We start from the raw sequence: 13,455 nt of genomic DNA on the forward strand, positions 1-13,455 counted from the left end.
AACTATACAATTCGATTCCGGGAAAGGGGTTTCTTGCTTCAGACCACCCCGGATCGGCGTCAATCGTCTCCGGAATGCAGCAATCCGTGCTTGCGCAGCTTCACATAAAGGCTTTGACGCGACAGGCCCAGCATTTCGGCGGCGGCGACGCGGTTGTTGTTGGTCATCTGCACGGCGGTTTCGATGCACATCTTCTCGATCACGTCGGATGTGGCCGAAACCAGCTCTTTCAGCGAAGCGGTCCCGACAAGGTCCATGACGTTCTTCATGGCGTCGTCGCTGACCATCGCGGAGCTTTCCGCAGCGGCGCCCTGTTCGAGCGGGGTGACATCGCGAATAATCAGGCCGATGCCCATGTCCCCGCCGCGCTGGCGCAGGTGGGCGGCGGAAATCTCGACCGGAAGGCGTGTGCCCACGACGCTCTTGATCTGCGCCGAATAACTGCGCAACCGCCCAGATTTAATCGTATTTTCAAGGATCAGCTTCATGTCCACCGCCCCACGGGACAGGAATTCGGAAAGCGCTTGATCCTTGATGTCGCGCAGCTGTGCGGCGTCGGTCATGACCAGAAACGCCTCATTGGCCTCGCGGATGAACCCCTTGGGATCGACCAGCACGATCGCATCCGTGGTCGAGGCGAAGAGCGAGGACAGGGTGTTGGCCAATTCGGCGCCGCCGGCATCGACATCTTCCAATGTCGCCATGCGGCACAACAGCACAAGATCGCCGGAGGCGCGGAAAAACTGCGGGCAGATCGTGATGACGCGGCCATTGCGGCGGGCCACCACCTCGACCCCCTTCATCTCGTCCGAAGAGGCGGCGGATTTCAGGGTATCCATGAATTCCGAGCGGCGGCGCCCTTCGAAGGCCTGGGCAATCGCGCTGCCGGTCAGAAGATCGGCCTTCCCGCCCATCAGCTCGGCCGCGGCCGAGTTCAGATCGCCGATCCGGCCACTTTCGGGATCCACCAGCGCCATGGGCGTGTCCGAGGCCTCGAGCACGACGCGAAAATAGGTCTCGGCACCGCGCAGCTTTTGCTGGTCACGCTCGCGCGCCATCTGTTCGCGCACAAGCCGCTGCTGCACTTCGGCGAAGGGCTGCATGTCACGGCCCAGCATCAGGATCGCGCCGGTATTGGCGATGCGGTGCAACGAGTAGCGAATGGGGAATTCCCATTTCGCGTTGTCGATGTGGTTGATCTCGATCGGGCGCGGCACAAGAGCCGTATCGGCACGCATCCGCGCGATCCGGTCATTGTACTTGCTGACGGATTCCTCGGTCAGGAAGTCATCGAAAGGACGCCCGACCCAATGATCGAGACAGCCCAGAGAGGCGCTGTCGGAATTGACCGAAATGCCCGTGACGACACCCTGCACATCCACGACGACCGCGATATCGCAGGCCTGCTCGATCAGATGCTCGATATGCGTCGGATCCGGCAGAACACCAGCGCGCAATCGTTCCGATGTTCGAGTTTGTTTGGTCACATTTCCACCTCAAGGGCCGAAAACACCGCCGCGCCGCTTACAGGGCTATATCTGATGACAGTGTCTCGGCAACGGTCGCGAGGCCGCATCGTTCTACAGCCTCACGAACTGATTTTACTGCGAAATCCGCCCCTGTTCGTCGCGCGACATCCGCGATCTCGTTTACCGCACGGCCGCCTACGACCACCGGAGGACAGGTTTCCGTTCTTGACCGTATGTATTCCACCAACCCGCCAAGCTTTTCAACCGTTTTCCGGCTCGCAGCCGTGACCCCGATCATTGAAAATCTTCCGGTTGCAACAAGATTAACCAACTCATCCGGTTTCAGCGCAATGGCCATATGCACCCATAGCCCGTGACGGCGGAACTGATCCGCGGCCACGAAGGCGCCGAGCGAATGCTGTTCGAAGTCCGGGATCACGATGAGGACGGATTGCCCCAACGGGATACTGGTATCGACACCCTTTGCGTGGCCCTTGCCTTCGGCTTCGCGCAAAAGCGTCTGCAGGCGCGCGGCGCCGATCGAGACGTCAACGAAGCTCGCCTCGTCATGCAGCCAGAGCTTGCCCAGATGGCGCGCCGCCTCGGGGACGAAAATCTGATAGATGTCCTTGCTGCTCACGCCGATCGAGATCAATTCCGCGATCACGCTCTGGTAGCTGGTTTCCGAGGTGGACATGAGGGCTTCGCACAGGCGCTCGACCCATTGTGCGCGCGTCGTGGGCCAGTTGGTGACCCGTTCGGAGGCGATACTTCGGAGCGCCGATTCGACCAAGAAGCGGATCCCGTGCCCCTTCGGAGCCGACCTTCCGGAGCGCTGTCTGCGCGGGTCTAGTTCCATGAACCCCTCCCGGCCAATACGGCCATCGCGTGTCGCGCGCATTTCCAATGCCGCCCCTTATATTAAAGCATGAGACCGCGCTTTAAAAATGTCAAATAAACTTGACAGATCGCCCCCCGGAAAACACCGCATATCGCTGTTCCTGATAGAGAAATTGCCCCGGCGGGATCGGATAAACTCGCCTGAGCATTGAGAAAAACCGGTATCAAGACACCTCCGGCTCAGAGAATCATACAAAATTGACAGAACCCCTATTTCAAAGTGTAAGTTTTAGTTGACACTTTCCGGCTCTCACCTCTAGCATCGGACCATACTCATTGGCCTGCGAGGGGGAACATGGCACCGCATTCTGGTCCGGAACACGACCGCTCGGATCTCTATACAGAGGCGCAGCGCGCGCGACGCGACGAAAGCATCTGGACGCTGGTTCAGGGCATTCTTGCGCCGATGCAGTTTCTGGTCTTCCTGATCTCATTGGTGCTGGTGCTGCGCTTCCTGACCACGGGTCTGGGCTATGAGGCGGCGACATGGTCGATCCTGGTCAAGACCGGGTTCCTCTACCTGATCATGGTGACCGGCGCGATTTGGGAAAAAGTCGTTTTTGGTCAATACCTTTTCGCCCCCGCCTTCTTCTGGGAAGACGTGTTCAGCTTTGCCGTGATCGGCCTTCACACAGCCTACGTCTGGGTGCTGTTCAGCGGCTCGATGGGGCCGGATGGACAGATGGTCGTGGCGCTTGCCGCCTATGCCGCCTACGTGGTGAACGCGGGGCAATTCCTGCTCAAACTGCGGGCCGCGCGCCTGCAGGCGGAGGGTGCAGCATGACCCGTCATACCCCCCCGCCGCCCAGCACCGGATGCCGCAACGCGCCGGTTCTCAAACAGCGCGGACAGCACGAGGTGTTCTGCGGTCTGACGGGAATCATCTGGCTGCACCGCAAGATGCAGGACGCGTTTTTCCTTGTCGTGGGGTCGCGCACCTGCGCGCATCTGCTGCAAAGTGCGGCCGGCGTGATGATTTTTGCCGAGCCCCGGTTCGGCACCGCCATCCTGGAAGAAACCGATCTGGCCGGGCTGGCCGATGCCCAGGACGAGCTGGAGCGCGAGGTCGACCGGCTGCTGTCACGCCGTAGCGATATCCGACAGCTGTTTCTGGTCGGCAGCTGCCCGTCGGAAGTGATCAAGCTGGATCTGGCCCGCGCCGCCGAGCGGCTGACGATGAAATACGCACCCCGCGTTCGGGTGCTGAATTATTCCGGATCGGGGATCGAGACCACCTTTACCGAAGGCGAGGATGCCTGCCTTGCCTCGATGGTGCCCACCCTGCCCGAGACCGACAAGCGCCAGCTGATGCTGGTGGGGGCGCTGCCCGATGTGGTCGAGGATCAGGCGCTGGATCTGCTGGCGCAGATGGGGATCGACGATATCACCGTGCTGCCCGCGCGCCATGCCGACACCGAAGTGACCGTCGGTCCGAATACCGTTTTTGCACTAACACAGCCTTTCCTTGGCGGCACCCATGCTGCTTTGGAGAGACGCGGGGCGCGTCATCTCCCCGCGCCGTTCCCGTTCGGCGAGGAGGGCACCACTGCGTGGCTCCAGACCGTTGCGCGGGAGTTCGGCGTCGATCAGGCGCGTTTCGGCGCCGTTACTGACGCGCCCCGCGCACGAGCTCGCAAGGCCGTGGCCAAGGCAACGGAGACACTGAACGGCAAATCGGTGTTCTTCTTCCCCGACAGCCAGATGGAAATTCCGCTGGCGCGGTTCCTCACGCGCGAATGCGGGATGGAAGCGATCGAGGTGGGCACGCCCTTCCTGCATCGCGCCGTTGTCGGCCCCGAGCTGGACCTGCTGGCCGAAGGCCCGCAACTGGCCGAAGGGCAGGATGTGGATTTGCAGCTTGAGCGTTGCCGCGCGGCGCAGCCGGATCTGACGGTCTGCGGTCTGGGTCTGGCCAATCCGCTGGAGGCCGAGGGCCTGACCACCAAATGGGCGATCGAGCTGGTCTTCACGCCGGTGCATTTCTACGAGCAGGCGGGCGATCTGGCGGGCCTCTTCTCGCGTCCGGTGCGCCGCCGCGAAGCCCTAAAGCTGGGGGCCGCGGTATGAAGCTGAGCGTCTGGACATATGAAGGTCCGCCGCATGTCGGCGCGATGCGCGTGGCCACGGCGATGACCGGTCTTCATTACGTGCTGCATGCACCGCAGGGCGACACCTATGCCGATCTGCTGTTCACCATGATCGAGCGGCGCAACCACCGCCCGCCGGTCACCTACACCACATTTCAGGCCCGCGATCTGGGCAGCGACACGGCGAACCTGTTCAAGACCGCGTGTCAGGACGCCTATGACCGGTTCAAGCCGCAGGCGATGATCGTGGGCGCCTCGTGCACCGCCGAGCTGATCCAGGACGATCCCGGCGGCATGGCCGAAACCATGGGGCTGCCGGTGCCGGTGATCGCGCTGGAACTGCCCAGCTATCAGCGCAAGGAAAACTTCGGCGCCGACGAGACGTTTTTCCAGATCGTACGCGCGCTGGCCCGTCCGGTCGAGAAGACCACGCAGGTCACCGCCAATCTGATCGGGCCGACAGCGCTTGGCTTCCGGCATCGCGACGACATCACCGAGGTGACGGCGCTGCTGGAGGAGATGGGTATTTCAGTCAATGTCTGCGCACCTTACGGCGCGTCTCCACAGGACATCACCCGGCTGGGGGCGGCACAGTTCAACGTGCTGATGTATCCCGAAACCGGCGAGGCGGCCTGTCGCTGGATGGAACGCGAGCTGGGCCTGCCCTTCACCAGAACGGTGCCGATCGGCGTTGGTGCGACCCGCGATTTCATCCGCGAAGTCAGTGAATTGTCGGGCCTTCCTGCGAAACTGGATGAAGCGCGGCTGCGCCTGCCGTGGTACTCGGCCAGCGTCGATTCCACCTATCTGACCGGCAAGCGCGTCTTTGTCTTCGGAGATGGCACCCATGTGGCCGCCGCCGCCCGCATCGCACGCGACGAGATGGGTTTCGAGGTGGTGGGGCTGGGCTGCTACAACCGCGAAATGGCCCGCCCGATCCGGGCGCTGGCCAAGGAATACGGGGTCGAGGCGCTGATCTCGGACGATTACCTGGATGTCGAGGCCCGGATCGAGGAACTGGCCCCGGAAATGATCCTGGGCACGCAGATGGAGCGCCACATCGGCAAGCGCCTGGGCATTCCCTGCGCCGTCATCTCGGCGCCGGTGCATGTGCAGGATTTCCCCGCCCGCTACAGCCCGCAGATGGGTCTGGAAGGCGCCAATGTGATTTTCGACACATGGGTGCATCCGCTGGTGATGGGGCTGGAGGAACATCTGCTGCATATGTTCCGCGAGGATTTCGAGTTTCACGACGAGGCGGGTGCCAGCCATCATGGCGGCGCGCATGTGCCGCGCGAGGCAGGGGGGCCGTCTGCCCCCCACGCCGAAATCCCGCAGGATTTCGACGCTCCCCCCGAGGATATTTCCGGCCAGAAGAAAGCGCCCGGCGAGGTCATCTGGCTGGCCGATGCGGAGCGCGAGTTGAAGAAGATACCCTTCTTTGTCCGCGGCAAGGCGCGGCGCAATACCGAGCTGTTCGCCGCTGAACGCGGGATGCAGGAAATCGGCATCGACACGCTCTATGAGGCCAAGGCACATTATGCGCGATGACGTCTCCATGACCGGGCAAACGCCCCGCTACAGCGTCGTGATCCTGACACTGGACAGCCATGCGGCCGGCCCTTGCGAGCGGGCCGCGCTGCGCATGGCGGGGGATTTTCCGGGTCTGGCGATCCGCGTGCATGCCGCCGCCGAATGGGGGGAGAGCCCCGAGGCGCTGGCCGCCGCCAAGCGCGACATCGCGCGGGCCGATATCGTGGTATCGTCGCTGATTTTCCTCGAAGAGCATATCAACGCGATCCTGCCCGATCTGTTGGCGCGTCGCGACCATTGCGATGCGATGGCCGGGGTCATCGCGGATGCGCAGATCGTCAAGCTGACGCGCATGGGCACGCTGGACATGGCCGCGCCGGAAACCGCGACGCGCAAGCTTCTGAAGAAGCTGCGCGGCTCGTCGGCGCCCTCGACCGAAAGCGGCGAGCGCAAGATGAAGATGCTCAAGCGGTTGCCGCGCATCCTCAAGCTCATTCCCGGCAAGGCGCAGGATCTGCGCGCTTGGTTCCTGATCATGCAATACTGGCTGGGTGGATCAGACGACAATATCGAGGGCATGGTTCGGTTCCTGATCTCGCGCTATTGCCGGATCGCGGAGTGGCGCGGGACGCGCGCGCCCGCGCCGCTGGAATACCCCGATACCGGGCTTTATCACCCCGATCTGCCCGACCGCATCACCGAGGATGCCCGCGCCCTGCCCTGCCCCGAAAACGCGACCGGTACGGTGGGTGTACTGCTGATGCGCAGCTATGTGCTGTCGGGAGATACCGCGCATTACGACGCGGCGATCCGCGCGCTGGAGGCCCGCGGGCTGAGGGTTCTGGCGGCGTTCGCGTCAGGGCTGGACGGGCGCCCGGCGATCGAGGCTTTCTTCCGAGATGCGACAGGCGTGAAGATCGACGCGCTGGTGTCGCTGACCGGGTTTTCGCTGGTGGGCGGGCCGGCCTATAACGACAATGAAGCCGCCGTCGGCATTCTGAACGCGCTCGACGTGCCTTATGTGGCTGCACATCCGCTGGAATTCCAGACGCTTGGTCAATGGGCGGCCTCGGCGCAGGGGCTGGGCCCGATCGAGACCACCATGCTCATCGCGCTGCCCGAGCTGGATGGTGCCACGAACCCCACGGTTTTTGCGGGCCGGCATGGCGAGGATATCTGCACCGGCTGCGCGCATCGCTGCCAGGCCGGGCAAAGCGCCAAGGCGATGGCGCCCTGTCTGGACCGCATCGAGCGGCTGGCCACACGGGTCGAGCGGCTGGTGGCGCTGCGCCGCTCGGACGTGGCCGAGCGCCGTCTGGCCATCGTGCTGTTCGGCTTTCCGCCCAATGCGGGTGCTGCGGGCACGGCGGCCTATCTGGATGTGTTCCGCTCGCTTTACAACACGCTGCACGCGCTGGCCGATCGCGGCTATGACGTGACGCCGCCCGACAGCGTCGAGGCGCTGCGCGCCAGCGTACTGGAAGGCAGCGCCCAGCAATACGGGCAGGATGCCAATGTCGCGGCGCATGTGAGCGCGGACGACATCGTGGCGGGAACGCCCTGGCTGGACGAGATCGAGGCGCAATGGGGCCCGGCCCCCGGCAAGGTTCAATCCGACGGGCGCGGCGTGTTCGTTCTGGGCGCGCAAATGGGCAAGGTGTTCGTCGGGCTGCAACCCGCCTTCGGCTATGAAGGCGATCCGATGCGGCTTTTGTTCGAGCGCGGCTTTGCCCCGACCCATGCGTTCAGCACCTTCTATCTGTGGCTTAAGTCCACGTTCCGCGCCGATGTGGTGCTGCATTTCGGGATGCATGGCGCGCTCGAATTCATGCCCGGCAAGCAGGCGGGGGTCGGCCCCTCGGACTGGCCGGACCGGCTGATCGGCGACATGCCGAATGTTTACCTTTACGCGTCCAACAACCCGTCGGAGGCGACGCTGGCCAAGCGCCGCTCGGGCGCGGTGACGGTGACGCATCTGACCCCGCCGCTGGCGGCGTCGGGGCTCTACAAGGGGCTGGCCGAGTTGAAGGACAGCCTGACGCGCTGGCGCGAAATGACGCCCGATGCGCATGAGCGCAACGAGCTCGAGGCGCTGATCGCCGAGCAGGCGGCGGCGGTCGATCTGAATGGCGCGGATCCGCAGGCTCTGTGGCTGCGGCTTTTGGAAACAGAGGATGCGCTGATCCCGGAAGGGCTGCATGTGCTGGGTCAGCCGATGAGCGACGCGGCCCGCGCCGATTACCTGCGCCTGATCGAGGGGGCCGACGCGGAGACCCGCGCACGGGTCGATACCCTGCTGCAACGCAATGGCGAGATCGATGGGCTGTTGAACGCGCTGGATGGCCGGTTCACCGCGCCGGTGCCGGGCGGCGACCTGATCCGGTCGCCCGATATCCTGCCGACGGGGCGCAATATCCATGCCTTCGATCCGTTCCGGATGCCGACCGAGTTTGCCTGTCGCGAAGGCGCGAAACAGGCGCAAGTGCTGCTGGATACCCACAAGAGCCTGCCGCGCAGCGTGGCGCTGGTGCTGTGGGGGTCGGACAACATCAAATCCGATGGCAGCCCGATCGCACAGGCGCTGGCGCTGATCGGCGCCAAGCCGAGATTTGACAGCTTCGGACGGCTCTGTGGTGCCGATCTGATCCCGCTGGCCGAACTGGGCCGGCCGCGCATCGATGTCATCATGACCCTGTCGGGGATTTTCCGCGACCTGCTGCCGCTGCAGACCCGGCTGCTGGCCGAGGCCGCGCTGAAGGCCGCGATGGCCGATGAACCGCCCGAGCAGAATTTCATCCGCGCCCATGCGCTGAGCTATGCCGAAAAGATCGGTTGTGATCTGGAAACCGCAGCCTTGCGGGTGTTTTCCAATGCCGAGGGCGCGTATGGGTCGAACGTCAACCAGCTGGTCGACGGGTCGGCCTTTGGCGACGAGGACGAGCTGGCCGATGCCTATGAGACGCGCAAGAGCTTTGCCTATGGCGTCAATGGCAAGGCCCAGCAGAACACAGCGCTTCTGCAGCAGGCGCTGCGCGATGTGGATCTGGCCTATCAGAACCTTGAATCGGTCGAGCTGGGTGTGACCACGGTGGATCACTATTTCGACACGCTTGGCGGGATCTCGCGCGCGGTCAAGCGCGCACGCGGCGGACAAGAGGCGGCGATCTATATTTCCGACACCACCCGCGGCGCGGGCAAGGTGCGCACGCTGGCCGATCAGGTCTCGCTCGAGACGCGGTCGCGGGCGCTGAACCCGAAATTCCACGAGGCTCTGCTCAAGCATGGCGCCGAGGGCGTCCGGCTGATCGAAAGCCATGTGACCAACACGATGGGCTGGTCGGCCACCACCGGACAGGTGGAGCCGTGGGTCTATCAGCGGATCTCGGAGACCTTCGTGCTGGACGATGCGATGCGCAAGCGTCTGACCGATCTCAATCCGGTGGCGTCCTCGCGCATGGCAAACCGCCTGCTCGAAGCCCATGACCGCGCCTATTGGTCCCCCGATGAAGCGACGCTCAGCGCCCTGCGCAATGCGGCAGACGCCATCGAGGATCGCCTTGAAGGGGTGGCCGCAGAATGACCAACGACACGCGCAACAGGACACGACATTCAGGAAGGACAGGCCAGACATGAGCCCTCGCGACGAAATTCCGACGCTCAAGGGACAGGACGGAGAAGGCTCCGTACAGGTCCATCAAGACGCTTCGACGAAGATCGAGGGCGCCAAGGTGTTCTCGGTCTATGGCAAGGGCGGCATCGGCAAATCGACCACCAGCTCGAACCTGTCGGCGGCCTTCGCCAAGATGGGCAAGCGGGTGCTGCAGATCGGCTGCGACCCCAAGCATGATAGCACCTTCACGTTGACCGGACGGCTGCAACCCACGGTGATCGACATTCTCAAGGAGGTCGATTTCCACCCAGAAGAGCTGCGCCCCGAAGACTTCGTGGCGACCGGCTGGGGCGGGGTGAAATGCGTCGAGGCGGGCGGACCGCCCGCCGGCACAGGGTGCGGCGGCTATGTGGTGGGTCAGACCGTCAAGCTGCTCAAGCAGCATCACATGCTGGAAGACACCGATGTGGTGATCTTCGACGTGCTGGGTGATGTGGTCTGCGGCGGCTTTGCCGCCCCCCTGCAGCATGCCGACCGGGCGCTGATCGTGACGGCCAATGATTTCGACTCGATCTACGCGATGAACCGGATCATCGCGGCGGTGCAGGCCAAGTCGGCCAATTACAAGGTCCGGCTGGCGGGCTGCGTGGCGAACCGCTCGAAGGACACCGACGAGGTGGACCGCTACTGCGCCGAGATCGGCTTCAACCGGATCGCGCATATGCCCGATGTGGATGCCATCCGCCGGTCGCGCCTCAAGAAAAAGACGCTGTTCGAGATGGATGACGAGGAAGATGTCGTCAATTGCCGCAAGGAATACATCCGGCTGGCCGAGACGCTGTGGAACGGCACCGAGCCGCTGGTTCCGGCGCCGATGGAAGACCGCGACATCTTCGAGCTGCTGGGGTTTGACTGATGTCCTATGACCGCACCCTTGCCTCGGTCGAAACCTATTTCGACAAGACCGCGACCCGGACATGGGAACGGCTGACCAGCGATGCGCCGGTCAGCCGCATCCGTGAAACGGTCCGGGCGGGGCGGGACAGGATGCGCGCACAGATCCTGTCGCGCCTGCCCGATGACCTGACCGGCGCACGGGTGCTGGATGCGGGCTGCGGCGCAGGGCAGATGACGGCTGAACTCGCGGCGCGCGGGGCCGATGTGGTGGCGGTGGATATCTCGCCCTCGCTGGTCGCGATCGCGCGCAAACGTCTGCCCATCGATCTGTCGGCGCGGGTGTCGTTTCATTCGGGCGACATGCTGTCCGACAGGCTGGGGTCGTTCGATCACGTGGTCGCGATGGACAGCCTGATCTATTACTCGCAGGCCGATATCTCGCGCGCGCTTGCCGCGCTGGCGCTGCGGATGAGCGGCAAGATGGTGTTCACCGTGGCACCGCGCACGCCGCTTCTGATGGCGATGTGGCGCATGGGGCAGATGTTCCCCCGCGCTGATCGCTCACCCACCATGGTGCCCCATGCCGCGCAGGGGTTGAGCCGCGCGCTGGCCGAAACCGGCACGGATGCGCGCCTCTCGCCGCTCACGCGGATCACCTCGGGCTTCTACATCTCGCAGGCGATGGAGCTGTCACGATGAGCCAGCGCCGTCCCTCTCGCCTGATCCATCTGACAAGCCGCATCCTGCCTTTCGCGGATGCCGCAAGCGAAGGGCTGCCGATGGCGCAGCTTCTGCGTCTGTCGTTGTTTCAGGTGTCGGTGGGGATGGCGACGGTTCTGCTTCTGGGCACGCTTAACCGTGTGATGATCGTCGAGCTTTCGGTGCCGGCGACCATCGTGGCGGTGATGATCGCCCTGCCGGTGCTGATCGCGCCGTTCCGGGCGCTTCTTGGGTTCCGGTCGGACACGCATCGCAGCGCGATCGGCTGGAAGCGGATTCCCTATATCTGGTTTGGCTCGTTGTGGCAGATGGGAGGATTGGCGGTAATGCCTTTCGCCCTTCTGGTGCTGTCGGGTCAGCAGGCCGTGGGCCCGGCATGGGCGGGCGAGGTGCTGGCGGCCCTTGCGTTCCTGATGACGGGCCTCGGCCTGCACATGACACAGACCGCCGGTCTGGCGCTGGCGACCGACCGCGCCGATGACGAGACCCGGCCCCGCGTGGTGGCCCTGCTTTACGTGATGTTCCTTGTGGGTATGGGCCTGTCGGCGGTCATCATCGGCTGGCTGCTCAAGGATTTCTCGCCGTTCCGGCTGATCCGTGTGGTGCAGGGTGCAGCCGTCGTGGGCATCGTTCTGAACCTGATTGCGCTCTGGAAACAGGAAAAAGTCACCCCGATGAGCCGCGCCGAACGCGAGGCCCCTCGCCCGCGCTTTGGCGAGGCATGGGCCGATCTGATCGCGGGCGGACAGGCCGGGCGCCTTCTGGCGGTGGTGTTTCTGGGGACCATGGCCTTCAACATGCAGGATGTTCTGCTTGAACCTTACGGCGGCGAGATCCTGGGCCTTTCGGTGTCCTCGACCACGATGCTGACCGCCGTTTGGGCCATCGGCGCACTGATCGGCTTCACCATGGCGGGCAAGATGCTGGCGCAAGGGCGCGATCCCTACCGTCTGGCTGCATTCGGCCTGCTGACCGGTGTGGCGGCGTTCTCGGTGGTGATCTTCGCCGCGCCCATGGGATCGCCGGTGATGTTCTTTGCCGGCGCCGGCCTGATCGGGCTTGGCGGCGGTTTGTTCGCGGTCTCGACCCTGACCGCCGCGATGACCATGCACACCAGCGGCAAGGCCGGACACGGCCTTGCGCTTGGCGCGTGGGGCGCGGCACAGGCCACGGCCGCAGGCCTCTCGATCGCTCTGGGCGGCGGGCTGCGCGACTGGATCAACGCAGCCGCGACCTCCGGTTCGCTGGGCGAGGCGCTGAACACACCCGCCACAGGCTACTCATTTGTCTATCACCTCGAGATCGGCCTGCTTTTCGTCACCCTCGCTGCCCTTGGACCGCTGGTCCGTCTGGTGCGCGCGGATACCACACCCGAAACCCAAAAGGGGGCGGCCCGTATCGGCCTGGCCGACTTCCCCACATGACCTGCCGTTGCTCGGAAAGGATACCGACATGACCGAGACCTTCTTTGGACAATTCGATCTGGCCAGCTTGTCGCTCTGGCTGTTCTATTTCTTCTTCGCCGCGCTGATCTTCTACATTCAGCGCGAGAACATGCGCGAGGGCTACCCTCTGGAAGACGATGACGGCAACGTCTCGGCCAACCAGGGGCTGTTCCCGGTGCCTGACGACAAGACGTTCCGCCTGCCCCATGGCCGGGGCGACGTGACCGTCCCCTCTGGGCAAACGCCCGAGCGCAAGGACATCGCCCTGCGCAAGACCGCTGCGGGCAACGGCTTTCCCTTCGTGCCGACGGGCGATCCGATGGTCGATGGTGTCGGCCCCGCCTCGTGGGCGCCGCGCCGCGACATGCCCGAGCTTGACGGCAAGGGTCACCCCAAGATCGTCCCGATGGCCGCAACCGAGCATTTCCATGTCGCCGCCGGCCGCGACCCGCGTGGTCTGCCTGTGATGGGAGGCGACGGCGAGGTGGTCGGCGCGATCACCGACATGTGGATCGACGAGCCGGAACAGATGGTCCGCTATCTGGAAATCGACCTCGACGCCGATCATGGCGGCGGCAAGCGGCTGGTGCCCCTGCCGATGGCCCGGATCAAGTCGAACCACGTCAAGATCCGCTCGATCTTCGGCAAGCATTTCGCCGGCGTTCCGCAGCATGCCTCACCCAACCAGGTGACCATGCTCGAGGAAGACAAGATCAGCGGCTACTACGCCGGTGGCACGCTCTATGCCTCCGAAGAGCGGCTTGAGCCGCAACTGGGCTGAAGCAGAACCAAGG

10 protein-coding genes are annotated in these 13,455 nt (G+C 64.1%); 8 read left to right on the forward strand and 2 right to left on the reverse strand.

Annotated features, from left to right (window positions below):
- Nucleotides 1-59 precede the first annotated feature (59 nt).
- Both ppsR and RAZWK3B_RS08680 read right to left on the reverse strand, forming a co-directional pair.
- Entirely contained in the window at nt 60-1,487 is a 1,428-nt protein-coding gene (gene ppsR, locus RAZWK3B_RS08675) for a transcriptional regulator PpsR (RefSeq protein WP_157132206.1), read from the reverse strand.
- Nucleotides 1,488-1,524: 37 nt separating this feature from the next.
- Nucleotides 1,525-2,328: a cobalamin B12-binding domain-containing protein gene (locus tag RAZWK3B_RS08680; RefSeq protein ID WP_157132207.1), complete on the reverse strand. Its 804-nt coding sequence runs from the start codon at nt 2,326-2,328 to the stop codon at nt 1,525-1,527.
- A gap of 336 nt (nt 2,329-2,664) precedes the next feature.
- Here RAZWK3B_RS08680 and bchF point away from each other — a divergent pair, with 336 nt between their 5' ends.
- The 8 genes from bchF to puhA are packed head-to-tail and all read left to right on the forward strand — an operon-like array spanning nt 2,665 to nt 13,442.
- Entirely contained in the window at nt 2,665-3,153 is a 489-nt protein-coding gene (gene bchF, locus RAZWK3B_RS08685) for a 2-vinyl bacteriochlorophyllide hydratase (protein ID WP_007814206.1), read from the forward strand.
- Nucleotides 3,150-4,436: a ferredoxin:protochlorophyllide reductase (ATP-dependent) subunit N gene (locus tag RAZWK3B_RS08690; RefSeq protein ID WP_007814208.1), complete on the forward strand. Its 1,287-nt coding sequence runs from the start codon at nt 3,150-3,152 to the stop codon at nt 4,434-4,436. The genes bchF and RAZWK3B_RS08690 overlap by 4 nt, the downstream gene beginning before the upstream one ends.
- On the forward strand, nt 4,433-6,007 hold the full coding sequence (bchB, locus tag RAZWK3B_RS08695) for a ferredoxin:protochlorophyllide reductase (ATP-dependent) subunit B (protein WP_007814210.1): 1,575 nt from the start codon (nt 4,433-4,435) through the stop codon (nt 6,005-6,007). The genes RAZWK3B_RS08690 and bchB overlap by 4 nt, the downstream gene beginning before the upstream one ends.
- Nucleotides 5,997-9,569, forward strand: coding sequence for a magnesium chelatase subunit H (locus RAZWK3B_RS08700; RefSeq protein WP_007814212.1), 3,573 nt, complete (start codon nt 5,997-5,999; stop codon nt 9,567-9,569). The genes bchB and RAZWK3B_RS08700 overlap by 11 nt, the downstream gene beginning before the upstream one ends.
- Before the next feature lie 49 nt (nt 9,570-9,618).
- Entirely contained in the window at nt 9,619-10,515 is an 897-nt protein-coding gene (bchL, locus tag RAZWK3B_RS08705) for a ferredoxin:protochlorophyllide reductase (ATP-dependent) iron-sulfur ATP-binding protein (RefSeq protein ID WP_007814214.1), read from the forward strand.
- Nucleotides 10,515-11,195, forward strand: a complete 681-nt coding sequence (bchM, locus tag RAZWK3B_RS08710; RefSeq protein WP_007814216.1) for a magnesium protoporphyrin IX methyltransferase — start codon at nt 10,515-10,517, stop codon at nt 11,193-11,195. The genes bchL and bchM overlap by 1 nt, the downstream gene beginning before the upstream one ends.
- Nucleotides 11,192-12,640: a PucC family protein gene (locus RAZWK3B_RS08715; protein WP_007814218.1), complete on the forward strand. Its 1,449-nt coding sequence runs from the start codon at nt 11,192-11,194 to the stop codon at nt 12,638-12,640. Before bchM ends, RAZWK3B_RS08715 begins: the two co-directional genes overlap by 4 nt.
- Before the next feature lie 28 nt (nt 12,641-12,668).
- Nucleotides 12,669-13,442, forward strand: a complete 774-nt coding sequence (puhA, locus tag RAZWK3B_RS08720; protein WP_007814220.1) for a photosynthetic reaction center subunit H — start codon at nt 12,669-12,671, stop codon at nt 13,440-13,442.
- Nucleotides 13,443-13,455: the final 13 nt, after the last annotated feature.

This window comes from Roseobacter sp. AzwK-3b, assembly GCF_000170875.1.
GTDB classification, from domain to species: Bacteria; Pseudomonadota; Alphaproteobacteria; order Rhodobacterales; family Rhodobacteraceae; genus Roseovarius; species Roseovarius litoreus.

Bases quoted from the DNA above. Each gene is read 5' to 3' on its own strand.
- RAZWK3B_RS08680 (WP_157132207.1), bottom strand. From the start codon at position 2,328: ATGGAACTAGACCCGCGCAGACAGCGCTCCGGAAGGTCGGCTCCGAAG.
- bchF (WP_007814206.1), top strand. From the start codon at position 2,665: ATGGCACCGCATTCTGGTCCGGAACACGACCGCTCGGATCTCTATACA.
- RAZWK3B_RS08690 (WP_007814208.1), top strand. From the start codon at position 3,150: ATGACCCGTCATACCCCCCCGCCGCCCAGCACCGGATGCCGCAACGCG.
- bchB (WP_007814210.1), top strand. From the start codon at position 4,433: ATGAAGCTGAGCGTCTGGACATATGAAGGTCCGCCGCATGTCGGCGCG.
- RAZWK3B_RS08700 (WP_007814212.1), top strand. From the start codon at position 5,997: ATGCGCGATGACGTCTCCATGACCGGGCAAACGCCCCGCTACAGCGTC.
- bchL (WP_007814214.1), top strand. From the start codon at position 9,619: ATGAGCCCTCGCGACGAAATTCCGACGCTCAAGGGACAGGACGGAGAA.
- bchM (WP_007814216.1), top strand. From the start codon at position 10,515: ATGTCCTATGACCGCACCCTTGCCTCGGTCGAAACCTATTTCGACAAG.
- RAZWK3B_RS08715 (WP_007814218.1), top strand. From the start codon at position 11,192: ATGAGCCAGCGCCGTCCCTCTCGCCTGATCCATCTGACAAGCCGCATC.
- puhA (WP_007814220.1), top strand. From the start codon at position 12,669: ATGACCGAGACCTTCTTTGGACAATTCGATCTGGCCAGCTTGTCGCTC.